This window comes from Sorangium sp. So ce362, assembly GCF_051519845.1.
Taxonomy (GTDB): domain Bacteria; phylum Myxococcota_A; class Polyangia; order Polyangiales; family Polyangiaceae; genus Sorangium.
Genome location: NZ_CP150332.1, coordinates 7,428,449 through 7,454,234, shown reverse-complemented (window position 1 = coordinate 7,454,234; position 25,786 = coordinate 7,428,449). Strand labels below are relative to the sequence as shown.

The 25,786-nt window shown below is 71.0% G+C and carries 16 protein-coding genes; 10 read left to right on the top strand and 6 right to left on the bottom strand.

The features are described from left to right. Positions 1 to 84 precede the first annotated feature (84 nt). From WMF17_RS28275 to WMF17_RS28260, 4 genes are all read left to right on the top strand, one after another. Positions 85 to 1,071 carry a hypothetical protein gene (locus WMF17_RS28275; protein ID WP_437644191.1) on the top strand — a complete coding sequence of 329 codons (987 nt, stop codon included), beginning with the start codon at positions 85 to 87 and terminating at the stop codon, positions 1,069 to 1,071. Positions 1,072 to 1,159: 88 nt separating this feature from the next. After that, the gene (locus tag WMF17_RS28270; RefSeq protein WP_437644190.1) at positions 1,160 to 2,230 is read left to right on the top strand and encodes a hypothetical protein; all 1,071 of its coding nucleotides are present in this window, start codon (positions 1,160 to 1,162) and stop codon (positions 2,228 to 2,230) included. 115 nt (positions 2,231 to 2,345) lie between these two features. After that, the gene (locus tag WMF17_RS28265) at positions 2,346 to 3,458 is read left to right on the top strand and encodes a hypothetical protein (protein ID WP_437644189.1); all 1,113 of its coding nucleotides are present in this window, start codon (positions 2,346 to 2,348) and stop codon (positions 3,456 to 3,458) included. Between the two features lie 265 nt (positions 3,459 to 3,723). Continuing rightward, the gene (locus tag WMF17_RS28260; RefSeq protein ID WP_437644188.1) at positions 3,724 to 4,158 is read left to right on the top strand and encodes a hypothetical protein; all 435 of its coding nucleotides are present in this window, start codon (positions 3,724 to 3,726) and stop codon (positions 4,156 to 4,158) included. A gap of 21 nt (positions 4,159 to 4,179) precedes the next feature. Here the strand turns inward: WMF17_RS28260 and WMF17_RS28255 are convergent, their stop codons facing one another. The 5 genes from WMF17_RS28255 to WMF17_RS28235 form a co-directional block, all read right to left on the bottom strand. Then, the gene (locus WMF17_RS28255; RefSeq protein ID WP_437644187.1) at positions 4,180 to 4,557 is read right to left on the bottom strand and encodes a hypothetical protein; all 378 of its coding nucleotides are present in this window, start codon (positions 4,555 to 4,557) and stop codon (positions 4,180 to 4,182) included. Between the two features lie 170 nt (positions 4,558 to 4,727). Continuing rightward, entirely contained in the window at positions 4,728 to 6,686 is a 1,959-nt protein-coding gene (locus WMF17_RS28250) for a hypothetical protein (protein WP_437644186.1), read from the bottom strand. Positions 6,687 to 6,901: 215 nt separating this feature from the next. Further along, complete coding sequence (locus tag WMF17_RS28245; RefSeq protein WP_437644185.1) at positions 6,902 to 9,721, bottom strand: cation-translocating P-type ATPase; 2,820 nt, start codon at positions 9,719 to 9,721, stop codon at positions 6,902 to 6,904. 13 nt (positions 9,722 to 9,734) lie between these two features. Next, the gene (locus WMF17_RS28240; protein ID WP_437596265.1) at positions 9,735 to 10,568 is read right to left on the bottom strand and encodes a PspA/IM30 family protein; all 834 of its coding nucleotides are present in this window, start codon (positions 10,566 to 10,568) and stop codon (positions 9,735 to 9,737) included. A 48-nt stretch (positions 10,569 to 10,616) separates the two neighbouring features. Beyond that, the gene (locus tag WMF17_RS28235; protein WP_437477700.1) at positions 10,617 to 11,006 is read right to left on the bottom strand and encodes a CesT family type III secretion system chaperone; all 390 of its coding nucleotides are present in this window, start codon (positions 11,004 to 11,006) and stop codon (positions 10,617 to 10,619) included. A 292-nt stretch (positions 11,007 to 11,298) separates the two neighbouring features. Between WMF17_RS28235 and WMF17_RS28230 the strand changes: the two genes are divergently transcribed. The 5 genes from WMF17_RS28230 (at position 11,299) to WMF17_RS28210 (ending at position 19,844) form a co-directional block, all read left to right on the top strand. Next, a complete protein-coding gene (locus WMF17_RS28230; protein ID WP_437644184.1) occupies positions 11,299 to 12,900 on the top strand; it encodes a protein kinase domain-containing protein in 1,602 nt (533 codons plus the stop codon). A gap of 1 nt (position 12,901) precedes the next feature. Next, a complete protein-coding gene (locus WMF17_RS28225) occupies positions 12,902 to 14,290 on the top strand; it encodes a sigma 54-interacting transcriptional regulator (RefSeq protein ID WP_437596263.1) in 1,389 nt (462 codons plus the stop codon). A gap of 172 nt (positions 14,291 to 14,462) precedes the next feature. After that, the gene (locus tag WMF17_RS28220; protein WP_437644183.1) at positions 14,463 to 15,875 is read left to right on the top strand and encodes a B12-binding domain-containing radical SAM protein; all 1,413 of its coding nucleotides are present in this window, start codon (positions 14,463 to 14,465) and stop codon (positions 15,873 to 15,875) included. A gap of 372 nt (positions 15,876 to 16,247) precedes the next feature. Further along, a complete protein-coding gene (locus tag WMF17_RS28215; RefSeq protein WP_437644182.1) occupies positions 16,248 to 17,756 on the top strand; it encodes a hypothetical protein in 1,509 nt (502 codons plus the stop codon). A gap of 513 nt (positions 17,757 to 18,269) precedes the next feature. Further along, a complete protein-coding gene (locus WMF17_RS28210) occupies positions 18,270 to 19,844 on the top strand; it encodes a hypothetical protein (protein ID WP_437644181.1) in 1,575 nt (524 codons plus the stop codon). Between the two features lie 22 nt (positions 19,845 to 19,866). On the opposite strand, the gene WMF17_RS28205 is transcribed toward WMF17_RS28210, so the two are convergent. Beyond that, positions 19,867 to 20,388, bottom strand: coding sequence for a hypothetical protein (locus tag WMF17_RS28205; RefSeq protein ID WP_437596259.1), 522 nt, complete (start codon positions 20,386 to 20,388; stop codon positions 19,867 to 19,869). Positions 20,389 to 20,839: 451 nt separating this feature from the next. Between WMF17_RS28205 and WMF17_RS28200 the strand changes: the two genes are divergently transcribed. Further along, a complete protein-coding gene (locus tag WMF17_RS28200) occupies positions 20,840 to 25,684 on the top strand; it encodes a hypothetical protein (RefSeq protein WP_437596258.1) in 4,845 nt (1,614 codons plus the stop codon). The last annotated feature ends 102 nt before the right edge of the window (positions 25,685 to 25,786 follow it).

Sequence of the window (25,786 nt, the reverse complement as noted above, 5' to 3'; positions counted from 1 at the left end):
CCGTAGTGTGCCGGCGAGATGGGCTCCACGGGCCGGTTGCTCCTCGCGGTGGCCGCTGCATCTGTCGTGTGGAGTCTCGCGGCGGTGTCTGCCGGCGAAGATCATCCTGCTGGACCGTCCGGAGCGGCCGCGGCGCGCTCCGGGGCCGAGGAGGCGTTTGCGCGAGGCGAGAGGGCGCGCCGCGCGAGGCGGTGGGCGGAAGCCGAGGCGGCGTATCGCGCCGCGTGGCAGGCGGATCCGCGGCCGGAGGTCGCGGGGGAGCTCGGGCTCTCCGAGCTCGCGCTCGGGCGGTTCCGGGATGCGGCGGAGCACCTCCGGGAGTCGCTGCTGGAGCCGGAGACGCTCGCGCCGGCGGTGCGGCGGCGCTTCTCCGACGGGCTCCAGCGGGCGGAGCGCGAGGTGTCACCCGCGACCGTCGCGGTGAACCGGCCCGAGGCCGAGGTGTTCATCGACGGCCGGCGGATCGGCAGCGGACAGGGCATGTACTTCGTTTACGTCGAGCCGGGGCGGCACGAGGCGCGCGGCAGGCTCGAGGGGTATGTCGATGAGGTCTATCCGTTCGAGGCGCAGCGGGGCCGGGAGGCGATGATCGGCCTTCATCTGGAGCCCGAGCCCCCGCCGCTGGCTGCGGCTGCGCCTGCGCCGGCCGCTGCGCCGGTTGCGCCTGCGCCGGCCGCTGCGCCCGGGGGCCCGTCGGCGGGCACGGTGTTCCGCGTCGGCGGGATCGCGCTCGCGTCGGCCGGGGTTGTGCTGGGTACGGGCTTCGCCGTGGCAGCGGCGGTGCGCGGCGGGGAGGCGGAGGCGCAGGCCGCCCAGATCCGCCAGCGCAACGGGGCGGCGGCATGCTTGTCCAAGGCATACACCGAACCATGCGGTGCGCTGCTCGAGATGAACGACGCGCGCGACACAATGGAGGCCGCGGCATGGGGGAGCTTCATCGGCGCCGGCGTCGTCGGCGCGGTCGCGCTCTCGTCGCTCCTGTGGGCGCCGGAGCCGGGAAAGCGCGCCGTGCGCGCGGCGCCGCTCGCGGCGAGCCATGGCGGGGGCGTGATCTTCTCCGGCAGCTGGTGAGGCTGCGCCGGAGCCGGAAGGAGCAGTACCGATGCGGAGCGTGCGGCAGAGAGGGCTGGCAGGGCTTTGGCTCCTCGGCTTCGGAGGGGTGGCGGCGGTCAGTGGGTGCAGCGGCGCCGGGGCGTACGACTGCGCGGAGGCGGTCGCGTGCGAAATCCGGAACGACGACGGCACAAGCAACGGGCACTGCTGGGGGCAGTGCGTCCACGCGCCGTCGGCCTCGTTCGGCGCGCCGACGCTCGTCTGGACGGGGCCCGAGGTGCTCGCGCCGGCGTCGTGCGCCGAGCTCGTGCGGATCGTCCCCGGGACCGGCGAGCGGATCTCGTTCGGCGGCGCCACGCGGACGCTCTTCGCGCGGGCCATGCCGGAGCCGACGCACGGCTGCCCCGCCTGCGCGTGCACGGCGCCTGCGTGCGCGCTCCCGCAGACCGTGACGGCGACGTCGATCGAGGCGTGCGGCGACGGCAGCGCGGGGACGCAGACGTCGTTCCTCCCGCCGGCAGGCTGGGACGGCTCGTGTGTGTCGCCCGGCATGGTGGCGGCGGAGCAGCTTGGCTCGCTCTCGATCGGTCCAGCGATCTGGGAGCCGTGCACGCCGATCGTGGCCGACGAGCCCCCGCAGCCCCTCTCGAGAGGCGTGGGCGAGGTCGCCGTCGCATGCGACAGCGTGGTGGAAGACGAGCTGTGTCCGGGGCAGGGGGAGCTCTGCATGCTCGAGCAGCAGCCGGCCCATCTGCCCGACGGGTGGCGCCATTGCATCGTCGGGGCGGGGGATCTCGGCTGCCAGCAGCCCGAGGGAGGGGCGGACCCTCGGAAGATCTTCTCGGACAAGCTAGGGGTGTTCTATGTGAACCTGGAGACCACGCCGGGTTGCTCGCCGTGCACCTGCGAGGCGCCGGCGGCGAGCCGGTGCGAGGCGCTCGTGGTCGCGTGGGAGGACGGCGCCTGCAGCGACGTGCTCGTCGGCATCGATGTGAACGAGAGACAAGGGATCTGTGTCGATCCCGTGTCGGGCTCGACGTTGAGCAGCGTGAGTGCGACGTGGCTCTCGAACGAGCCCGGGACGTGCAAGCCGACGGGTGGCGATCGCATCCACGACAAGGTGGTCGGCGACGCCAAGACGGTCTGCTGCCTGCCGAAGGCGCTGGAGGCGCCGTGAGGGCCTGGTCGAGAACACCGGCGGGCGGCGGGCGCGCCGCCCGCGGCAGGAGCCAACCGGTGGTTCAGCGTGCACGGGCTCCTCGGGAGCGCGCGGGGAAGGCGGTGAGGTAGCGATGATTTGGAACAGAAGGCGGTGGCTCCTGCGAGCGTCGATCACGCTGTCGCTGGGGGGCCTGGGCGGCGTGCTCGTCGCGAGCGGCTGTGGCAGCGCAGAGCCGCCGTGCGGCCTCCCGGGGAATCTCTGCCACATCACCAACGAGGACGGCACCAGCAACGGCGTCTGCGCCGGGAGGTGCGTGATAGGGCCGATGGTCGGCTTCTACAATCCGCTGCTCCTGTGGATCGGAGACCCTGACGAGCCCGAGCCGTCGTGCGGAGACCTCACCGGATACGACCTTCAGCGTCGCAACACGCAGAAGATCGCTCCGACGGTATTCTCCCGGCTGCGGTCGGTGCGGCCGGGCGAGGAGCCCTGTCCCAAGTGTGGATGCAGCGTTCCGCTCTGCTACATGCCGGAGCTGGTTGCGGCGCACTCGGACGCCTCGTGCGAGAACACCCCGGCGGAGACGCTCCGGCCGTTCAATCCGCCCCGGAACTGGCGAGGCGAGTGCACGTCTCCAGGGACCGTGCCGGCAGACGAGTTCAGCGCGATCTGGATCGCGCCGGGGCCGGATGGTTCGTGCACGCCGTTCACCGTGGACGAGCCCTCTCCGCCGGCGGGCCCTGCCAAGATCGCGATCGCGTGCAGTGGCGGGGTGGCCCACTTCGAGTGTCCAGTGGGCGGGGATGTCTGCATGCTCAACCAGCAAGAGGCCAACGTGCCCCCCGGGTGGCGCTACTGCATGATCGGGTTGGAGGGGGATCGCGGATGCTACCCGCCCGCCGGTCCGGGGGAGCGGCCCGTGTTCTCGGAAAAGTTCATCTTCTATAACCGGGACCTCACGCGGAGCTGCGAGCCGTGCGTCTGCGTGCCCAGCCGCACGCCGAGGGAGTGCGTCGCGCGGGTGAGCGCCTACTCGGATCGCGCGTGCAGCGAAGACGCGCTCCTCGGGACGACGACGGTGACTGCCGGCGAGGTCGATCGCTGCCTGCGTCCCGAGGAGGAGGGTGCGGCGCTCGGCAGCATCCGCGCCGAATTGGAGGTCAATCACGTGGGGTTCTGCGACCCGGCCGGCGGCGAGGCGCGCCCGACGACCGTCTGCTGCCTGCCAGAGCCCGCCGGATGACGCGACCGTGAACGGCAAACGGCCACGCGAACGCGGTCCTCTTCAATCACCCCAAGCCGCACGCGGCGGCCTCCGCCCGGCCGCTTCAGGGCTTCTTGCGGGTGCTCGGCTGCGTCGGAAGTCGTCAACCTGTCGAGCTCCGCTGCGGGCGCACCGGCGCCGCGCGACGGAGGGGGCGGGAGGGGAGGGCGCACCCGTGTCGGCCCCAAGCGGCCCCATGTACGCCGCGCCCTTCCCCATCGTGAGACTGGACTAGACTCCGGGTATGCCTCACCCGGATCAACCCCTCACTGAAGACCAAGAGGATCTGCTCGACTGGGCGACTACGGCCGTTCTCTTCGCAGGCGGCTACATCCGCATCCTCGCCGACGCGATCGAACGCGGCGACGCCGATCTCCAGGTGGATCCCGTGGCGTGGGAAAACACCCTGATCGCCGTCGAGGGGGCGATGGCGGAGCAGATTCGCGGTCGCCTGCATGGGCCTACGGCCATCACCGCGGAAGACGTCGAGCGGATGCGGCGACTCCGCGGGCTAGGTTCCGCTGCGCTCTCGGGCGGTGAGCGGTCGCCCGAGCTCTGCCCGCTCGCTCTTCGGTCCATGGAGTCTCTGTTCGGACCGGACTGGAAGCGCGTGGCGCGAGAAGCCGCGTTCTACGCGCGCGCTCTCAATCAGGAGTTCCACCCTCGCAGCGGCACCTGACGGGAAGCATCCCGCTCCTCGCTAGAGCGGACGGCCGATCCGGGCGCGGATCTGCGCCCGGACATCCTCCGGCAGCGAGCGCAGGTAGTCGTCTGGGAGTAGCCGCAGCACCTCGTCGGGAGCCAGGAGGAGCCGCTGCTCGGGCGTCAGCCCCGCGACCCGCTGCTCGGGCGGCACCCCGGCGAGCAACTCCTCCATCGGCAGCGCTGGCAGCAACGCCTCGATCGGCAGCTTCGTCAGCAGCGTCCGCAGCACCTCGTCGAAGCCTTCCAGCTCGCGCATCGCCATAGCGCTCTCCTCTGCACCGACCTGCTCGGCCAACCACCGGCGGGCCTCGAGCGTTCGCGCCGCGCCGTGACCAAGCAAGTGTAGCAGATCGTCGTCCTCTTCGTCGGCCACCTCCGGGGCAGGACAAGAAAACATGACCGCGAGAGGCCTCTCACGTCCATGTCTCATCGCATTACGACGACAGGTAAGCTTTCGTCACGCCTTCTTCAGGAGCAGGCGAATCGCGCAGACACAGGGGCCGCCGCCCCCGATCGGGCGCAGCGGCCGATCGCCGGCCCCGCCTACTTGGCGAAGGTGGACCCATTCCAGACGTACCGCACCGGCTGCGCTCCCCCCCACGGCAGGAGCAGCGGCTCGAAGCCGCCGACAGGGCCCTTGTCCTGGTTGAACGGATACGTCTGCTCCGTCCACTCGATGGCCCGCCCGGGGGCGAGCTCGATCCCCACCTTGTCGTCCACGCGCACGAACTTGAGCTCGCCGGCGATCTTCTTGCCGTCGATGCTGCGCGCGACCTCGGCCGCGAAGATCCGCTGGATGCTCTCACCCTCGAGCCGGAAGATGAGCACCACGTCGCGATCCACCGTCCCGCCGCCCGCGTCCTTGGGCGCCGCCGCGCGGACGGTGCCGTGGACGATGATCTCCGCCTTGCCGTCGCCGGTGAGATCGCGCGCGCTCACCGAGCGGATGTCGCCCGGGGAAGCGAACTGCGCGAGCGTCATGAACGCGTACCCCGCGCCGCCCCGGAAGCCCTTCCCGAACACCACGAGATCGCGGTCGTGCAGGAGCACCCGCTCGGGCTCGCGACCCCCGGCCACGTCGGCGCCGAGATCGAACCGCGGCTTGCTCGACGAGGCGCCGCGGTCGCGCCGGTAGAGCGCGTACACCTTGTCGAGCATCTCCGCCGGCGACAGCGCGGGCGGCTTCGCCGCGCCCCGCGCCTCGTCGGCCTTCGCCGCGGGGCGCGCCGCCGCGGCCGGCGCCTGCCGCTGCTCGCTCGCCTTCGTGAACACCCCCCCGGTGAGCTTGTAGAGCTGCGACTTGATCGACCCCCACGGCAAGAGCAGCGGGTCGTACGTCGTCTCCACCCCCTCGGCGTAGTTGCTCGCGTCGTACCGGGTCGCCTTGCCCGGCTCCACGCGGATCGCCATCCTCGCGCCGTCGGGCACGAACTCGACCTCGTTGACGACCGAGCCCTTCTCCGTCGAGATCGCGACCTCGTGCTGGAAGATCGGCTTCGGCGTGTCGCCGGCGCCGAACTGCACGACGTGCATCACCTCGCGGTACCTGGCGCCGCTGCCGGAGCGCTTCCTCAGGATGAGCTCGGCCTGGCCGTCGCCCGTCAGGTCGCGCGCCGTGAGCGACGGCAGCATCCCGTCGCTGGCGTCGACCCCGAGGTCCTCGAAGTAGTACTGCGCCCCCTTCCGGAACCCGGGGCCAAGGACGACAAGGAAGCGCTCGTGCACGATCACCCGCTCTCGCATCGCGTCGCCGGCGACGTCGACGACGAGGTCGTACTTCGGGGCGCCGCGGATGCCCTTGCTCCTCAGCAGGCCGTCGGTGAGCGCGAGCTCCGGCTCGGTCGCGAGCGGCGACAGCGCCCCGTACGCCTCCGAGGCGGCGCTGCCGACGATCGCGTCGACCCCCCCGGCGCCGTCGGCGTCGTGGACGAAGAGCCCCGCCCGCAGCCCGACCCGGGTCGTCGCCGCCTCGGGGAACGCCGACCAGGGGACGCTCGCCTCCAGCGTGTACCCGCCGCTCCGCGGCGCCTCGATCACCTTCGCCCCCGCCACCGCCTTGCCGCCCGGGAGCTTCACGCTGCCCGCGGTCTTGCCCGGCTGGCCCGGGTAGAGCGCGACCTCGCGGACCTTCCCGCCCGGGAAGCCAAGGACGAGCTTCACGTGATCCGCGCCGCCGCGCAGCGCGTCATCGGTCACGTCGGCCGCCACGTAGATCCGCGCGTCGTCGTAGGCGATGGCCGCATGCGCGGCGAGATCGGCCTTGCTCGGCTTGCCCTTCACCTTGATGCCGAGGGAGGTGAGCGCCACCGGCCACTCCTTCGGGATCCCGTCGAACTTGAGCCATTTCGACTCGACGAGCGGCGCCGCGAGCGGCGCGCCGGCGGCGAGGGCGGGGGGAGCGGCGACCGCCAGCACGGCCAGCGCGGCCGGCGCGAGCGCGGCGAGGCGGAAACCGAGGGCCGGAGCCCCCGGCGCACGGAGATAGGGTGTTCTACGTCTCATAAGCTCGGGTTTGGACGCCTCTCCGCGCCCGCTTGTTCTTACCACGAGCACTTTGTTTCCGGATCGCTTCGCGCGCGGGCCCGACGCCGCCACGAGCCGCTCGAGGCAGCGCCCCCGGCGCGGCCGAGGCGGCTACCTCGACGCGGCGGGGGAGGGGGGAGGGAAGGGGGAACGGAGAAGGAGAGGGGCCGGCGGCGCCGGCCCAGAGCGGCGGGTCAGCGGGAGCCGGCGGAGGCGGGGAGGCGGGCAGCGGCGGCGTCGGCAGGGCGGATCCAGCGGTACACGAGCTTCGCGATCTCGACGGCCGGCACGATGAGCGCCGAGAGGATGAGCAGGAGCATCCACTCGCTCGACGACATCTCGTACGTGCGGAAGACCGGGCGCAGCGCGGGCACGAGCAGCGCGACAAGGTGGATCACCGCGCTGGCCGCCACCGCCAGCAGGAGCGGCAGGCTGACGAGCGGCTTCGACGCGAAGATCGAGATCACCGGGCTCCGGCAGCTCCAGGCGTGGAAGAGCGGCGACAGCGCGAGCAGCGAGAAGGCGACGGCGCGCGTGCGGAGCAGCCCGTCCTCGGTCTGGTCCGACGTCGCGTAGAGCGCCACCGCCGCGAGCCCCATGAAGGCGCCGACGTACAGGATCCCCAGGTAGTCGCGCTTGATGAGCAGGCCCTCGTCGCGCGGCCGCGGCGCCTCGCTCATGAGCTTCGGATCCGGCGGATCGATGCCGAGCGCGAGCGCCGGCAAGCCGTTCGTCACGAGGTTGATCCAGAGGATCATGAGCGGCGTCAGCGGAGGCCACTTGCCGAAGAACGAGACGACGAACACCGCCACGAGGAGGCCCATGTTCGACGAGAGGAGAAAGAAGATGAATTTCTGGATGTTGCGGTAGATGGCGCGCCCCTCGCGCACCGCCTCGACGATGGTCGCGAAGTTGTCGTCCGCCAGCACGAGATCCGCCGCCTGCCGCGCCACGTCGGTGCCGCCGCGCCCCATCGCCACGCCGATGTGCGCCTCGCGGAGCGCGGGCGCGTCGTTCACGCCGTCGCCCGTCATCGCCACGATGTGGCCGTGCGCCTTGAACGCCCGCACGAGCCGGAGCTTCTGCTCCGCCGTCGTCCGGGCGAAGACGCGCACGTGCATGATCCGCCGCGCGAGCTCCTCGTCGCTCATCGCCGCGAGCTCCGCGCCGCTGAGCGCCTCGTCGCCCTCGTCCCAGAGCCCGATCTCCTTGGCGATCGCCGTCGCGGTGAGCCGGTGGTCGCCGGTGATCATGACGGCGCGGATGCCGGCGCGACGGCACTCGGCCACCGCCTCCTTCACCCCCTGCCGCGGCGGGTCCATCATCCCGACCAGGCCGAGGAACGTGAGCTCGCGCTCGACGTCGTTCTCGTCGCGGCTGACCCGCACGCGACGGCAGATCGCGAGCACGCGCAGCGCGGACGCGCTCATGCGATCCGCCTCGGCGGTGATCGCGCTCCGGTCGTCCTCGGTCAGCGCCCGCACGCCCTTGTCGTCGGCGAACTTCACGCAGAGCGGCAGGAGCACGTCGACGCTCCCCTTCACGTGCGCGATGTCGCGGCCGCGCTCGTCGCGCGTGATCACCGTCATCCGCTTGCGATCGCTGTCGAAGGGCAGCTCGTGCACGAACGCGTGCGACGGCGCCACCGACTCGCGCGAGTGGCCGCCCTTCGCGGCCAGCGTGAGCAGCGCCCCCTCGGTCGGGTCGCCGACGATGTTCCAGCGGCCCGTCGCCTGGTCCTCGTTGAGCGACGCGTTGTTGCAGAGCGCGACCGTCGCGAACAGGTAGCCGAGGGGCGCCGAGGGGTCGACGACCTCCGCGCCGCCCTCGTCGCGCAGCGCGCCGACCGGGTTGTACCCCTCGCCGGCGACCGTGAAGCGGTGGCCGCCGGCGTACACGTTGCGGACGGTCATCTCGTTCTGGGTGAGCGTGCCCGTCTTGTCCGAGGCGATGATCGTCGCGGCGCCCAGCGTCTCGACCGCGGGCAGCTTGCGCACGATCGCCCCGCGCTTCGCCATGCGCTGCATCCCGAGCGCGAGCGTGATCGTCGTGATCGCGGGCAGCCCCTCGGGGATGGCGGCCACGGCGAGGCTCACGCCCTCGAGCAGGAGCTCGTGCCACGGCCGGCCGCCCCGGATGAAGCCCCAGCCGAGGAGCACCGCGGACAGCGCCAGGCACACCCGCAGGATCATCGAGCCGAAGCGATCGAGGCGCTCCTCGAGGGGCGTCTTCTGCTCGCCGACCGAGCGGATCATCTCGCCGATGCGGCCGAGCTCGGTGTGCACGCCGGTCGCGGTCACCACCGCGCGGCCCTTGCCGCGCACGATGCTCGTGCCCGTGAAGATCATCGTGACCCGGTCGCCGAGCGGCGCGTCGTGCGCGACCGGGGCGAGCGCGTCCTTGACCGCGGCCGCGCTCTCGCCCGTCAGCGCCGCCTCCTCGGTCGCGAGGCTGATCGTCTGCACGAGCCGCGCGTCGGCCGCGACCGAGTCACCCGCCTCGATCTCGAGGATGTCGCCGGGCGCGACGTCCTCGGCCGCGATGATCACGGTCTTGCCGCCGCGGCGCACGCGCGCGTTCGGGGCGCTGAGCTTCTGGAGGGCCTCCAGGGCCGCCTCCGCGCGCCGCTCCTGGTAGTAACCGAGGAACGCGTTCAGGATCACGATGAGCAGGATGGCGATCGCGTCGCCGAACCTGTGGAGGAAGCTCTCGCTCTTGTCGGCCGTGAAGCCGACGACGACGGCGATCGTCGCCGCGGCGAGGAGCGTGAGGACGAGCGGGTTCGCGAACTGCTCGAGGAGCCGGAGGAGCGCGCTCTTCTTCTTCGTCTCCGGCAGGCGGTTCTTCCCGTGCTCCTCGAGGCGCTTCTGCGCCTCGGCCTCGGAGAGCCCGCCGGACGAGCTCACGCCGACGCGTTCGAGGAAGGCGCCGACCTCTTCGGCGTGTACGGGAATGGGAGCGGAGGGGGCGGCGTTCGACTCGGTCCGGCGGAGCGCCGTGGCGGCGTGGCTCATGGGCGGGCGTGCTCTAGCGCTTCATCCTGGCTTGTTCACGTTGTTCTTCGGCCTCGAGCTCCGCGATGGCCGCCGCGAGCTCGTCCTGCTCGGCCTGCTGGGGGCCGGCCGGCGCGCCGCCCGCCCCGGCCACGCGCACCTGCGGCGGCGTCGCGGCGGGCGGCGGCTCGGGCGGGAGCACGCCCATCTTCCGCTTGAGCGCGAGCAGCTCGTCGTCCGCGCCCGCCGTCGCCTCGAGCTGCCCGAACTTGTGCGCCAGCGTGTCGCCCGTGTACTGCTCGGCGATCTCCGTGGCGGCCTCCGCCTCGGCCTCGATCTGGTCGATCTTGGTCGACATCCGGTCGAACGTCTCGAAGGCGGAGGCGTTGTTGAGACCGCTCATGGTCTCCTGGATCGCCTTCTGCGCCTCGGCCCGCTTCTTCCGGGCGATGAGCACGTTCTTCTTGCGCTTCGCCTCCTCGATCTTGCCGTTGAGGAGGCGCAGCGCCGTCTTCAGCTGGTCGACCGCCTGCTTCTGCTTCTGCCACTGGTCCTTGTAGGTGGTGGCGAGCTGGTCGTGCTCCTTCTTGCGGTTCAGCGCCTCCTTGGCCAGCGCGTCGTCGCCCGCCTTGATCGCGAGCATCGCCCTGCGCTCCCACTCGGCGGCGTGGGCCGCCTCCTGCTCGGCCTGCTTCGCCAGCCGCTTCTCGTCGGCGATCGAGACGGCGACCTGCTTCTTCGCCTCGATCAGCTGGTTTGCCATGTCGATGACGACCTGGTTCAGCATCTTCTCGGGGTCCTCCGAGCGGCTGATGAGGTCGTTCAGGTTCGACTTGATGAGGGTCGCAAGGCGCGCGAAAATTCCCATAGATCAGCTCCAACTCACGGGTAGCGCAGGGTCGAACGTCGCGGCAGGTCAGCTCAGCGCGAGATCGTGCAGCACGGGGACATGGCGGGCGAGCGCGAGATCGATGTCGCTGAGGATCGCCTCGAGCTCGTTCATGTCGAGGTTCTCGAGCTCCAGCGCCGCCGACAGGACGATGGTGCCCGCCTCGATCCCGTACGAAGCGTGCATCAGATCCGTCGCGTTGTACTCGAGCAGGCGGCGGAAGAGCCTGGTCTGGTGGGCGTCGTCGGGGGGGACGGAGCCGATCGAGACGCGGACCGCCACGATCGGCGGATCGATGCGGATCGCGATCGGCGGCGCGTCAGGGCCCCCCGAGACGAGGTAGGTACCGGCGTCGTTCTCGAACCGGCGATCGAGCTGCAGGAGGTAGGTTTCAACGTCCTCGGCGGTGCGCGGCATGGCGCGGCGAGCCTACAGAATCATGTCGCATCGGGCTAGTGCCGCGGCTCCTCGAGTTCCTCCCGGGATTCCGAGCCGCGGCCACGCTGCCCCGCCGCCACGTCGGATCGAGGGCGCGCCGCGCCGGCCGTTGTGTGGTCCACCGAACCAAGGCGAGCCGTCGCTCCGCGCGCGATGTGGTGCCGCTCCGTGATCGGTTCTGCTCGCTCCGGGAATCACAGGGTTTACCTGGGCGCTCGCTTTTTTCTCACCTGTTCTGGGTCCGCGGTGGTACGGTCCCGATCCAGGTTACGTGGCGATCCACCCGGGCGACCTTGTTGCTGGTTACCGTGTCACCCGCTTACTCGGGCGGGGCGGCATGGGCGAAGTCTGGGCGGCGACACGGGAATCGGACATGCAGCAGGTGGCCATCAAGGTCCTGCTGGCGCGCGCCGCGATGAAGCCCGACCTCGTGCGGCGCTTCGACCGCGAGGCGAAGATCGCCTCGGCCATCAAGAGCCCGTACGTCTGCCAGCTGCTCGACGTCGGAGAGGCGAACGACGGCGCGCACCTGCTCGTGTTCGAGCAGCTCGACGGCGAGTCGCTGGCGGATCGGCTGAAGCGCGAGCAGTACCTGCCGTTCAGCGAGGTCGGCCCGATCATCGACGACGTGATCCAGGGGCTCGTGGCGGCGCACGCCGCCGGGGTCATTCACCGCGATCTCAAGCCTGGAAACATCTACCTGGAGCACCTCGGCCTGCCCGATCGGCGCGAGCGCGCGAAGATCCTCGACTTCGGCATCTCCAAGCTCACGCGGCGTGAGAAGGAGGAGCCGACGCTCACGGCCTTCGACGCGACGCTGGGCTCGTTCGCGTACATGGCGCCGGAGCAGGTGCGGGGCGCCGCGCGGGCCGACGAGCGGGCTGACATCTACGCGGTCGGCGCGGTGGCCTTCCGGGCCCTGTCCGGGCGGCTGCCGTTCGAGGGCGCGACGGCCGCGGTGCTCGTCGCGATGAAGCTCGACCGCCCGGCGCCGTCGCTCGCCGAGGCGACCGGCGAGAAGTGGCCGGTGGGCATCGAGCGCTTCCTCGAGCGGGCGCTCGATCGCCGGCGCGAGGGGCGCTTCAGCACCGCGGCGGAGGCGCTCGCGAGCTGGCGCGCCATCCAGCCGGTGAACATTTCGCGCGCGATGCGCCGCTCGCAGCGGAGCCGGTACCCGTCGGAGCTGCCCGATGCGTTTCTGGAAGACAACCCCACGGTCGTCGACGGCCCCCCGACGATGACCGAGAACGGCGGCTTCGCCGACGTCGGCCAGAGCTCGCCGCCGCCGCCGCCGTCGCCGAGCAGGACGGGGAGCGTTGTGCCGCCGGCGCCGCCGAGCAGGGCGGGGAGCGTTGTGCCGCCGCCGCCGCCGAGCAGGACGGGGAGCGTTGTGCCGCCGCCGCCGCCGAGCAGGGCGGGGAGCGTTGTACCGCCGCCGCCGAGCAGGACGGGGATCGCGGCGCCCCCGCCGCTGCCGAGCCGGGCCGGAGGTGCGGTGCCGCCGGCGCCGCCGAGCAGGACGGGGGTCGCGGCCCCGCCGGCGCCGCCGAGCAGGACGGGGGTCGCGGCCCCGCCGGCGCCGCCGAGCAGGACGGGGGTCGCAGCACCGCCCGCGCCGCCGAGCAGGACGGGGGTCGCGGCCCCGCCGGCGCCGCCGAGCAGGACGGGGGTCGCAGCCCCGCCGGCGCCGCCGAGCAGGACGGGGGTCGCAGCACCGCCCGCGCCGCCGAGCAGGACGGGGGTCGCAGCACCCCCGGCGCCGCCGAGCCGGGCCGGAGGCGCGGTGCCCCCGGCGCCGCCGAGCAGGAGGGGGGGCGCAGAGATTCCCCGGCCGGAGGGCCCACCTTCGCGCCGCAAGACAGAGAGGAACTGAGTTGCTCGACGCCACGGTAGGCACGAAGAACAGGGTCGAGGTGCGCGGCGGGCGTATCCGTCCGACGAAGTCGTCGGCCGCTCGCGGCGGCGGGTGGCTGGAGATCGGCACCGATCCCGTCATCGTGGGCCGCAACGCGGCCTGCCAGCTGGTCGTCGACGACGCCAAGGTGAGCGCTGTGCACGCCGAGTTCGTCGCCACCGAGCAGGGCGTCCGCGTGCGCGACCTCGACAGCAGGAACGGGACGTTCGTCGGCGGCGTGCGGGTCGGCGACATCTACCTGCTCACGAGCACGAAGCTCCGGCTCGGCGAGACCGAGATCCAGTTCGAGCCGCTGCGACCCGAGCGCATCACGGTCTCGGCGATCCCGTCGTTCGGCCCGCTCGTGGCCAGCAGCCCCGGGATGCGCGCCATCTTCGAGCGCCTCTCCAAGATGGCGCCGACCGACCTCACGGTGCTCATCACGGGCGAGACCGGGACGGGCAAGGAGCTCGTCGCCCAGGCGCTGCACCTGGCGAGCGCCCGCTCGAAGAAGCCGTTCGTCGTCGTGGACTGCGGCTCGATCCCGCCGACCTTGGCCGAGGCGACGCTGTTCGGCCACGAGCGCGGCGCGTTCACCGGCGCGGTCGACAAGCGCCTCTCGCCGTTCCTCGAGGCGGACGGCGGCACGATCTTCCTCGACGAGCTCGGAGAGCTGCCGCTCGAGGTGCAGCCGAAGCTCCTCCGCGCGCTCGCCGAGCGCCGCATCAAGAGCGTCGGCGGGTCGAGCTACCGCGAGGTCGACGTGCGGGTGCTCGCGGCGACGCGCCGCGACCTCGTGCGCGCCGTCAACGGCGGCAACTTCCGGAGCGACCTCTACTTCCGCGTCGCGCAGATCAAGATCGAGCTGCCGGCGCTCCGGCAGCGCGTGGAGGACATCCCGGTGCTCGTCCGCCGGATGCTGAAGGATCTCGGCGACGAGAGCGCCTACGAGCGCATCGCGAACAGCACGCTCGAGCGGCTGATGCGCCACGACTGGCCGGGCAACGTGCGCGAGCTCAGGAACGCGGTCGCCGTCGCGTTCGCGCTCGCGGGCGAGGGCGAGGAGATCGACGTCGCGGCGCACCTCGGCGCGCTCACCGAGACGCCGGTGCACGGCAACTCGTCGCCGTCGATCCACCCGGCCGGCGGCGGCTCGTTCAACAGCTCGTTCGCTTCGCTCAAGGGCCGCCAGTTCCAGGAAGCGAAGCGCGACGTCCTCGCGCGGTTCGAGCGCGACTATTTCGCCGCCCTGTCCGAGGACGCGAAGGGCAACGTGAGCGAGATGGCGCGGCGCGCGGGCATGGAGCGGGCGCACGTCCGGGCCTACCTCCGCCGCCACGGCATCGGCGCGAAGCAGGAGCAGGACTGAGCGGCCGGCGCCGCGGCTCACCCCAGCGTCACACCGCCGCGGCCTCGTCGTCCTTGCCGGACGCAGGGACGCCTCGCGCTCCAGCGCCGCCAGCAAGAAGTTCTTCGCCTTGTCGGCGCGCGCCGCGCGGGAGGTACGGCGCGGCCCGGCGCCGTGATAAACACGATCGGCCATGCAGATCGAGCTCATCGCCACGGCAAGCGAAGATTCCGCCTACCTGCCCCGGGTGGGGCTCGGCACCCTCGCGGCGCTCACGCCCCCCGAGGACGAGGTCATCTACACCGATGACGTCGTGCAGCCCTTCGACCTCCAGCGCGACGTCAAGGACGTCGATCTCGTCGGCATCAGCGTCGACAGCAAGACCGCCCGCAGGAGCTACGATATCGCCGCCGCTTACCGGAGGCGCGGCGTCAAGGTGGTGCTCGGGGGCATCCACCCCACGGCCTGTCCTGACGAGGCCATGCAGCACGCGGACGCCGTCGTGGTCGGCGAGGCGGAGGACGCGTGGCCCGTCCTGCTCGCGGACGCGAAGCGCGGCGAGCTCAAACCCATCTACCGCCCCGAGCTGCCGAGCCTGGCCGGCAGGCCCCCGCCGCGGCGCGACCTGTTCACCTCCAAGAAGTACATCCCGTTCCAGGTCGTGCAGACGATGCGCGGCTGCCCGTACCCGTGCGAGTTCTGCAGCGTGTCGACGGCGAACGGCACCACGATGCGGTTCCGCCCGACCGACGAGGTGCTGAGCGAGCTCGGTACGCTCGGCAAGCTCATCATGTTCGCGGACGACAACGTGATGATCCACCGGGCCTACTCGAAGGAGCTGTTCACCCGGATGGCGCCGATGAAGAAGCACTGGATTGGCCAGTGCTCGCTCGCCGCGGTCAAGCGCCTCGAGAACGTGAAGCTCATGGCCGAGAGCGGGTGCAAGGCGCTCTTCATCGGCTTCGAGAGCATCGACGAGGAGACGGTCAAGTTCACCGGCAAGCGGCAGAACCGGCCCTCGCAGTACAAGGAAACGATGGCGATGCTCCACGAGCACGGCATCTCGGTCTGGGGGAGCTTCGTCTTCGGGTTCGATACGGACGATCCCGAGGTGTTCGATCGCACCGTGGAGTTCGGCATCGACATGAAGCTGACGATGGCGCTGTATGCCATCCTCACCCCGTATCCGGCGACGCAGCTGTACCGCCGCCTGAAGGCGGAGGGCCGCCTCACGGACGAGCGCTGGTGGCTGCGCCGCGACCACGACGCCGGCTCACCCTATTTCGTGCCCAAGCAGATGTCCCGGGAGCGGCTCCGGGAGGGCTGGGTGTCGGCATGGACGAAATTCTACTCGCCGTCCTCGATCTGGCGCAGGTTCACCCTGACGCGGCAGTCGAGCTGGATTCAGCTGGCCGGCTTCTTTCCGCTGAACTTCATGCAGCACTCGCTGGCGCACCGGAAGATCGCGGGGGGAGAGCAGCGCTTCCGGTCCGGCGTGCACATCGAGGACACCGCCGCTCCGCCCGCGACGCAGCCGCAGCAGGAGCCGCAGCAGCCCCAGCCGACGAGGGCCAAGGGCAGCAGGCAGCTGCCGATCCTCGGGTAGAGTGCCCCTTCGTCAGCGGGCGCGCGTCCGTCCTGATGGCGCCGTCCTGCAGGCTGCAACGCAATGCAACAGGACTCTCCTGGCCCGTGGTGACGCGCTGTTCCAGCGCGCCGCTCCTCGGCGCGACAGGACGCCACGTGTCGGCGGCCAGGCCTGCGGCTCGCCGAACGCCCCGGCTCGCCTGACATGTAGCCAATCGACGGCGCTCGGATCGACGGCGGCGCGCGATGCGAGGGCCTCGTTTCCCTGCTGCGCTACAGTGCAGCTGTCGCTTGCTGATTTTGCTACGCTCGTGTGAGCTGTGGAATGCCGGGGGTGGCGGGCGGGGGGTTAACCCGCTGGGTCACCGCATTGCCCTCGAATGGAGGTTTCATGGGTCGACTTCGTTTCTCCTCCTCGCTCCTCATCATCGCGGGCGCTGCGGTGTCGAGCGCCGGCATCGCGGTCGGCTGTAGCGCGACGGGCAATCCCGGCGGGCGCGACTCGAGCGGAGGTGACGACACAGGGGGTGCCGGCGGCCTGGGCGGGGCGGACGAGGCGGACGGGGCGGGCGGGCTGCTCAACGTCGATGGAGGGCAGGTGCCCCCCGACGTCGTGACGGTGAACCCGTGCGGGAGCGCGTGCGGCGCGCAGGAGCTGTGCGCCGGCGCGAACCTCGGCCTGGATGACGACTGCGACGGTGAGATCGACGAGGACTGCCACTGCCTCCCCGGCCAGGCGCACTCCTGCTTCCGCGGGGACCCGTCGTTCCGGAACGCCGAGGGCTGCTTCCCCGGCTCCCAGCTCTGCGGCGAGACCGGCACGTGGGGGCCGTGCCTCGGCGGCGTGCACGCCGACGAGGGCTGCTATGCGAACAGCGACGCCGCGTGTCACCCGATCCAGGCGTCGCCCTTCGCCGATGTCAACCTCAAGCCGGGCACCGGCACCTTCAGCGCGGATGCGGTCGCGGGCTCCGAGGTGTGGACGGTCGAATGCCCCGAGGGCATCGACCCGTGCCCCGGCGTGGACGGGTCGGATCCAGCGGACGATTTCAAGCCGCTGCAATCGGGCGAGTACACCGTCACCTACACGAAGCGTGTCGCGAGCGGCGAGACGCAGAGCTGCCAGTATCCGCTCTTCGTCAGCGCGGGCGGCCTGCGCGTCGAGCTCGAGTGGGAGCACGACGTCGGCGGCGTCGATCTCGACCTGCACCTCCACAGGCCGAACAGCACGCAGCCCTGGGCGACCTCGGGCTCGTCGGAGGACTGCGGCTGGAACAACTGCACAATCGAGCACTTCGTGAAGCGCTCGGGAGTCAGCTGGTTCACCAACAGCGCGACGCCGCCGGATCCGGTGAACTGGTTCCTCGACCCGTTGGAGAGCAACAACAGCTGCTTCTACGCCCCCCAGGGCGTGGGGGACGCGTGGCGCGCGCACAGGCTCGGCTGCCACAGCCCGCGGCTCGACCTCGACAACAGGGGGGAGTGCGACCCCACCGTGGACAGCCCCGATGACCCCGGCTTCTGCGCCCCCGAGAACATCAACATCGATTTTCCGCCGAAGGACCAGTGGATGCGGATCGGCGTACATTACTATCGCGCAAGCGCGTCGCCCGGCGATATCCACCCGCGGATCAAGATCTTCTGCAACGGCGCCCTCGGAGCCGATCTCGGGCCCACCGGGTTCTACGGCCCCGAGCGGCCCGTCACCTTCGCGCCCGCGGGCGCGAGAGACACGTTCTGGCTCGTGGCCGACGTGCTCTTCCCCAAGTCGGACGAGTGCGGTCAGGCGAACTGCATCGTCCAGCCGATCTACCGGAATACCGGCAGCAAGACGCCGCTGCTCACCACCGAGGAAGACGTCGAGACGAGCTTCGGTCCAGCCTACCCGAAGCTGCCCTGAGCCGCGGGCGCGACGGGCGCCCCCGCATCCGGACCACCGCAGCCTCCGCCGCTCGAGCGAGCGCTGCCGCAATCGAGCGAGCGCTGCCGCTGCGTCTCCGGCGCTGCGGCTGGCGGCGCGCGAGCCGGCGGGCTCGAGCGCTCGGAACGGAGCGCTGGCGCGCCTGACGGCAGGCAATAACCCTGTAATGATTGACTGGATAGTGATTTGCGTGACTCGGCGCCTCCGGAGAGCGCGCTTCTCCGGCTCCCGGCTGCTCGTTATCTCCGACGCCGGCCGGAGAACCATGCTAGGGAGCCGGTGAGTCCTGCACGTCACCTGTCGAGCCCGCACACCGGTTCCGGCTCTCACCGGAAGAGGATCGAGGCTTCGTGGTCTGCCATCCCTGGGCGCGCATTCTCGCGTGTCGCCGGGCTGCAGCGTCGCCGCTTTGCCAACGGTGTTCTTCGCTGTGGTGCTGAGCGGACGCAGGCCCGCTGCGATCCCGCGCCGAAGTCCCCGAGTGGAGGTATCATGTCTCGTCTTCGTGTCCTCTCCGTGTTCCCGGTCGTCCTCGCAGCCGCCGCGTCGGGCGCCGGCATCGCGGCCGGCTGCAGCGCCGAGGGCGAGCGGTTCGCATTGGACAGGACGACGGGGGGCAGCGCGAACGCCGGCGGGGCGGGCGGCGCCGGCGGGGCGGGCGCCGCCGGGGACGGGGCGGGCGGCCCGACGGGCGCGTCGGAGGGCTTCGGCGGTCTGATCAACATCGATGGGGGGTCGACCCAGGAGACGCCCCACGTGGAGGTCAACCCGTGCGGGAGCGCCTGCGGCCCGACGGAGCTTTGCGGCGTGGATGAGCTCGGCGTGGACCATGACGGGCTCGACGACGACTGCGACGGTGAAATCGACGAGACGTGCCCGTGCATCCCCGGCCAGGCGCACTCCTGCTTTCGCGGCGACCCATCGTTCCGGCACAGCCCGGGGTGCTTCCCCGGGACCCAGCTCTGCGCTGAGACAGGCTCGTGGGGTTCGTGCGTTGGCGGCGTGCACGCGGACGAGAGCTGCCACATGAACGATGGCACGGGCTGCCACCCGATGCAGACGGCTCCGCTGGCGAAGGTCGACCTGAAGGAGGGCACCGGGTCGTTCAGCGAGGATGCGCTCGCGGGCTCCGAGGTCTGGACGGTGGCCTGTCCACCGGGCGTGGACCCGTGCCCCTCGGTGGGCGGGACGGATCCGGCGGACGACTTCAAGCCGCTGCAGTCGGGCGAGTACACGGTCACGTACACGAAGCGCGTGGCGGGCGGCGAGACCGCGACCTGCGCCTACCCGCTGTTCGTCGGCGCCCGCGGCCTCCGCGTCGAGCTCGAGTGGGAGCACGATCGGGCCAGCGTCGATCTGGACCTCTACCTCCACAAGCCGAACAACACGCAGCCCTGGACGATCGGCGGCTCGAGCGTCGCGTGCGGTTACGGGAACTGCACGCTCGACGGCTTCCTGGGCGGCTCGTCCATCCGCTGGTTCGACGACGGGGCGACGCCGCCCGAGCCGGTGAACTGGTATCTGGATCCGGAGGAGGCCAACAACACGTGCTTCTACGCGCCCCGCGGCGTGGGGGACGCGTGGCGCGCCAACGGCCAGGGGTGCCACAACCCGCGGCTCGACCTCGACAACATCTCCTGCGTTCATCGCATCACCGACCCTGACAATCCGAATTTCTGCGCGCCGGAGAACATCAACGTCGACTTCCCGCCCAAGGACGGCTGGATGCGGATCGCCGTGCATTACTTCGGCGGCACCGCGTCGACGGACGTGCACCCGCGGGTCAAGATCTTCTGCAACGGCGAGCTCGGGGCCGACCTCGGGCCGACCGGCTTCTACGACCCGGAGCAGCCCGTCTCGTTCCTCCCGGAGGACTCGGGCGACAGGTTCTGGCTCGTGGCGGACGTGCTCTTCCCCAAGCCCGATCCGGGGCAGTGCGGCGGCAGCAACACCTGCATCGTCAGGCCGATCTACCAGGACGAGGCGATGAAGACGCCGTTCCTCTCGGATAGCCGGACCATGGTCAGGGAATTCGGTCCGGCTTACCCCAGCCTGTCCGGGCCCTGACGGCACGGCGGCGGGCGTGGCCTCACGCCTCGACGCCGGCCCGCTTGAGGAAGGCGAGCGCGGGGCCGAGCGCGTACGCGGGCGCCCTGCCCAGGCGCAGCTGCTCCCCGGTCGACAGGCGAAGGAGCAGCCAGCGCGGCGCGAGGCCCGGCTCGTCGACCTCGGCGTCCCAGGCCGGCGGGGTCGAGATGCCGACGATCGCCTGGATCGGAAAGACCCGCCGGAAGCCGCGGCCTTCCTGGACGAGCTCGGCCCGCTCGAAGTCGAGGCGGAACAGGCCGTGGCGCCGGCGGCGCCGCCGGACGACGAGCAGCGCCGCGGTGGCCCCTGCGGTCCACGTGACCGCGATGAAGAGGATGGGAAAGGGGGCCGCGCGCGCCGCCACGATGCCCACGATGATGAGCGAGGCGGTCAGCGCGAACGCGGCGACGCGACGTACGGCGAGGTCGATGCCGTCGCCATGGCACTCGCAGACGAGCACGGCGGGGCCGAGCGCCCGGATGGCGCCGTCGGCGTTCGAGAGCAGGACGTCTCCCTCAGGCAAGGTGTTCCTCCCGGTCGGGTGAGGTTGTCGATACCGCAGCGGGCGGAGAGAGGCGAGGGGAGCGGAGGGGAGGCGGAGGGGAGGAGCGGGGGCCGGGCTGCTCGGCCCCCGGAGCGGAGGCTCGTGGGGCGGAGCGGGGCCCCCGCCGACTCGCCTGGGACGTTCCGCGAGCGGGCGGGCGAAGGCGTCAGTCCGCTAACGCTGGCGGCGCCGCGCGGTCGCACGGCGGAGGTCGACGAGACACCGTACGAGCAGGGGTTTGCTGCGAACAAGGGCGCTTTGAGGCGCGTGGCACGCGATGTGCCGCAGCCCCGGTGAGGGCGAGCAGAGACGCCAATCGCGCAACCGGGGCGGCCGTCACGGCAGATCGCGTGCGGACGCCGAGGTTCTCATGGGGGCACGCGCGCTCGGGACCGAGCTGCAAGAGGAGGACTCTGCGATGAGTTGGATCGTGAGACTGGCACTGCTCGCGGCAGCCGTGGGCTTGAGCGCGGGCTGCGCCGAGGAGCGGGCGCCGATCAGCCAGGTGCAGGCGAACGCGCTGGCGAAATCGTTCTTCGTCGGCGCCGATCTGCAGAGCAAAGAGGACGATCCGGAGTTCTGGACGCGGACCACGGTGGTCGACGTGGGCTACGGCGCCTCGCAGGACGGGCTGTTCTCGTCCTCGTACGCGCAGGCGGAGGTCGCGCGCATCAAGTGGATCATCCAGGAAGATCTCCTGATCGGGCGCCTCACCTACGAGCGCGTGAACGACACCGACGGCAAGGGAGCCGGCGCGGCCACGGATGACGGTGTCGTGGCCGTCGCGTACAAGATCCTCTCGCATTTCGACGTCCAGCGCGATTACAACCGGGCGACGGGGGAAGAGAGCAACGTCGTCGTCGAAAACACGACCGACCGTCCCTGGTATGCGCGGGAGTACCTGCGGGTCGACTGGTCGAAGAACCTGAACGTCGACTCCTACGACTTCGATACCCTGTCGCTCATCGGCGTCTACGGCGGCGTGAAGTACGAGCCGCTCTCCTATTACGTCAGCGACCCGAGCCACCCGGACGCGCCCCACTTCGACCCCGAGGCGGGATATTTCGACGTCACAAACAAGGCCTTCGCGATGCCGCAGCTCATCGATCTGAGCCACCTCGGGTGGGGCATCGACAGCTTCCCGGCCTGCATGCTCGACGCGGACTTCCCCGGCGGCACCGCGCCGGTGGGGTCCTGCAACCCGGTCGAGGTCACGCTCCGGCAGTCCTTCCGCCGCGTCGTCGAGCGGGACTACGAGCCGGCCGAGTGGGACGGCTACCGCTTCCGGGCGTTCGGCCCCTTCGTGCGCGAGCGCTTCGGCTACGCGCGCAACTACGGCATGAGCGACGCCAAGTGGCACCGCATGATCACGCGGTACAACCTCTGGGAACGCAGCCACTACTACGCCGATCCGGAGCGCATGACGGGCGAGATCCCCTGCTTCACGCCCGAGACCACCCCCGCCTCCGCCGATCCGCACCGCGATGACGACAAGAACGGGACCGAGGACGAGTGCGAGGCGGTCACCGGGGCGATGATGGACCAGGAGGGGGCGCAGGTGACGGTGGGCCCCGGCTCGCGGTGCGACACCTTCAAGCAGCGATGCACCCTGCCGTACCAGCGGCGGAAGGCCGTGCCGCAGCCGTGGTACGTGACGTCGAGCAGCCACCCCGACTACTTCGACGCCACGGACTGGGCAGCCCACGAGTGGGATGTCGCCCTGCGCAGCGCCGTCGTCACCGCCAGGTACGCCGAGTGCGTCCGGACGGCGGGCGACGCGGCGCGCTGCAGGGCGGAGTTCCCGATCTACGACGGGCAGATGGACGACAGCGCCGACGCCATCGCGCTCGCGCGCGAGGTCGACGCGTGCCGGCGCGGCGGGGCGCGGGAGGGGCAGGGGTGCGACGCCCTGGCCGACGAGCTCGGAAAACGACGCGGCTACGCGCCTGGCGTCGTCGCGCTCGCCAAGATGCCCGAGGCGATCGTTGTCTGTCATAGCCCGGTCGAGGCGACCGACCCGGAGGCGTGCGGCGGCCCCCGGCTCCCGGAGGGCGTGACCGCCAGGATGTGCGGCGACGAGCGCCGCAAGGAGGCGGGGCGCGATCCCGCGCTGATGAAGGCGTGCCGTGAGGCGCTGAACGCGCGGATCGGCGACCTGCGCTATCACCAGATCAACAACTTCGAGGCGCCGCAGTCGCCCTCGGCCTGGGGCATCTACAGCGACTCGGAAGACCCGCTCACCGGCGAGAAGATCGCGTCGAGCATCAACGTCTGGACGCACGTCAGCGACATGTGGAGCCAGGGCGTCGTCGACACGGCCCGTTACATCAAGGGAGAGCTGAAGACCGAGGAGGTCACCGACGGCGACTACGTCCGGGACTGGGCGCAGGCGAGCGACGGCGCGTCGAAGGGCGGCGCGCTGCCGCGGCTCACGCGCGAGGAGATCGCGCGGCGGATCTCCCGGTCCGCCGGGGTGGGCGCGGAGGACGCGTCCGGCCAGATGGCGCGCGATCCAGCGCTGCGCGAGAGCCTCCGGCGGCTCTCGAAGGAGGTGCGCGCGATCGCGGCCGACGCGACGGCGCCGGACAGCATGCGCGCGGTCTACGAGGCGCGCCGCCGATCCGCGGTGGGCACCGAGCTGGAGGCCGAGCTCACGACGAAGATGATCCAGGAGCTCACCGGCGTGGAGGCGCTGCCGCTCACGGACGAGGTGATGCGCTTCGCCTCGCCGCTCCGAGGGGCGAACCCGAGCGTGCAGCGCGAGCTCAGGAACCTGCGGGAGCTCGCGCTCGCCGAGCGCGGCGCGTGCGTCATGCACGAGGCCCCGGCGCCGCTCGCGACGGCCAACCTGGCGGACATCCTCGAGGAGAAATTCGCGAGCAAGCACGGCCGCTTCGGCGAGGGAGACGCCGCGCAGAAGGTGCGGCGCGCCGAGGCGATGCGGCGCTACCTCGCGCAGCGGGCGCACTACGCGGTGATCCTCCACGAGATGGGCCACTCCGTCGGCCTGCGCCACAACTTCGTGAGCTCGTCCGACGCCTGGGGCTACCGGCCGCAGTACTGGCAGCTGCGCACGAACGACGGGCGGGTGAAGACGCTGTGCGAGACGCTCTCGGAGGACGGCGAGGCCTGCGTCGGGCCGCGCTACTACGACCCCGTCACCGAGAACGAGCGGAAGAACCTGCTCTGGATGTTCATGCACTCGTCGACCATGGATTACGCCGGCGAGCCCACGCAGGACCTCATCGGACTCGGCGCCTACGACTTCGCCGCGGCCCGCATGTTCTACGGCGACGTCATCTCCGTGCACGCCGACCCGAGCTACAAGGCGACGACCCCGCGCGGCAAGGGCATGCTCGCCAAGGTCGACGACTTCGGCGGCGTCCTCGGCTTGCAGCCCGAGTACGACGACGAGGACATCCACTACTCCGACCTGCAGAACAAATACGACCTGATCCAGCCGGGGAGCTGCGTCGAGGTCGACCCGAGCGCGTACATACCCTCGGGCTGGAACGAGGAGCGGGACGGCGTCTGGCACCCTGTGCTCGATGGGCAGATCGTGCCGGTCGACGGCAAGTACACGCGGTGCCGGCAGCAAAAGGTCGATTATGTGACGTGGCGCGCGCTGGAGACGCCGGACGGCGTGAAGGGGCCCTCGGTGGATCCCGCGGGGCGCACCCGCGTGCCCTACGGGTTCGCGACGGACCGGTGGGCCGACCTCGGCAACCTGAGCGTGTACCGGCACGACAGCGGCGCGGACGCGTACGAGCTCTTCAACTTCTTCATCACGCAGCAGGAGGTGAATCACATCTTCGACAACTACCGCCGCGACCGGCAGGCCTTCAGCGTGCGCGCGGCGTCGGAGCGGACCTTGAACCGCTACAACGCGAAGATGCGCGACGGCGCGAAGGGCCTCGGGCTGGTCGCGAACATCTACCGCGAGTTCGCGCTGGACCGTGGTTACGACTTCGACACGTTCTGGGTCCACGCCGCGGGCAGCACCTTCAAGGAGAACATCCTCGCGGCCGGGATCGCGTTCGATCACTTCGCGCTCCAGATGGCGCGCCCGCAGCCGGGCGAGCACTTCCTGCCGGCAGGGGACACCGTCCTCCGGTCATCGAGCGACGTCTTCGGCGAGCCCGGGGCGACGGTGGTGGTCGTTCCGAACGGCGCGACAGGGTATTTCGGCGACATCGCCCTGGGCGGCAAGCCGCTCGAGAACGCGCTCGCGGAGGACAAGGGCGAGTACGACTCGTCGTACACGATGAACGCCGGCTCCTATTACGACAAGGCGTGGGTGGCGATGCTGATGACCGAGTCGGTCGACAACTTCATCAGCGACTCGCGGCACGACTTCCTCGACGCGCGCTACCGCGCTGTCTCTCTCGCCGACGTGTTCCCGGAAGGGTACCGCCGCTGGCTCGGCAACAACCTCACGGGCGACGACGCCATCAAGGGCGTGCGCGTCGAGGCGGACGACCGCGGCCGGCCTGTCCGGGATGCGAGCGGGTATCCGGCCAGCGCGCTCGGCTGGACCTCGTGGTGGAGCGAGAGCGGGCCGGAGAGCTGCTTCCCCGGCGCGGGGAGCATCGTCTGCAGCGCGTACGGCGCGGTCGACAGCGCGCCGTGGAACCCGCGGGCCCCGGCCAAGGTCGCCATCGTCGACCCGCAGATCGGCTGGGAGCAGCAGAAGTTCCTCATCGCCTGGACCCTCCTCTACCTCCCCGAGAACCAGAAGCAGAGGTGGCTGGACATGATGCACGTCTGGGAGACCGGGGCAGACACCGATCCTGCGTTCCCGAACCGGATCGAGCTCCACCATCCGTCCGGGAAGGTGTTTGTGGCGAAGACGTACGGGACCGAGACCATCTTCGGCAAGGTCGTGCAGAAGGGCATCGGCGCGCGCGTCCTGGAGCATGGGAATGAGCTCCTGGCCAGGGCGTATGTCACGGAGGCAGGTCCCGACCTCGACGGCGACGGCAAGGCGGACTGGCACAAGGTGAAGCTGAGCCCGGAGAGCGGGCAGCCGATCGTGCGGTGGGATCCGACGGTCGCCGCCATCACGCCGGACGGTGAGGTCCTGAGCGACGGCGTGCCCGGCTGCGAGGAGGACTCCGCCGCAGACGACGACGATTACAGCGATTTCTACAGCTGCACGTGCACCTCGAACCGCGCCTGCGTCGCGCTCGAGAGCTACGTCTCCGTGCCGGTCTTCATGCGCCAGGCGCTGTCTGCGTTCAAGCTGGGCGACCCGACGATGAGGGGCCTCCACTGAGCCCGATACCGCGACGGACGCTGCCAGGGGGGCCAATCGCGGCCTCAGGCAGGCCCGGCGCAAGGGTCGTGGCATCTTGCCGCATGGGGCAATTCGCCCCAT

What these genes read in the sequence shown, in the direction of transcription:
- WMF17_RS28265 (WP_437644189.1), top strand. Translation starts at nt 2,346, where the DNA reads ATGATTTGGAACAGAAGGCGGTGGCTCCTGCGAGCGTCGATCACGCTG.
- WMF17_RS28260 (WP_437644188.1), top strand. Translation starts at nt 3,724, where the DNA reads ATGCCTCACCCGGATCAACCCCTCACTGAAGACCAAGAGGATCTGCTC.
- WMF17_RS28250 (WP_437644186.1), bottom strand. Translation starts at nt 6,686, where the DNA reads ATGAGACGTAGAACACCCTATCTCCGTGCGCCGGGGGCTCCGGCCCTC.
- WMF17_RS28245 (WP_437644185.1), bottom strand. Translation starts at nt 9,721, where the DNA reads ATGAGCCACGCCGCCACGGCGCTCCGCCGGACCGAGTCGAACGCCGCC.
- WMF17_RS28240 (WP_437596265.1), bottom strand. Translation starts at nt 10,568, where the DNA reads ATGGGAATTTTCGCGCGCCTTGCGACCCTCATCAAGTCGAACCTGAAC.
- WMF17_RS28235 (WP_437477700.1), bottom strand. Translation starts at nt 11,006, where the DNA reads ATGCCGCGCACCGCCGAGGACGTTGAAACCTACCTCCTGCAGCTCGAT.
- WMF17_RS28220 (WP_437644183.1), top strand. Translation starts at nt 14,463, where the DNA reads ATGCAGATCGAGCTCATCGCCACGGCAAGCGAAGATTCCGCCTACCTG.
- WMF17_RS28215 (WP_437644182.1), top strand. Translation starts at nt 16,248, where the DNA reads ATGGGTCGACTTCGTTTCTCCTCCTCGCTCCTCATCATCGCGGGCGCT.
- WMF17_RS28210 (WP_437644181.1), top strand. Translation starts at nt 18,270, where the DNA reads ATGTCTCGTCTTCGTGTCCTCTCCGTGTTCCCGGTCGTCCTCGCAGCC.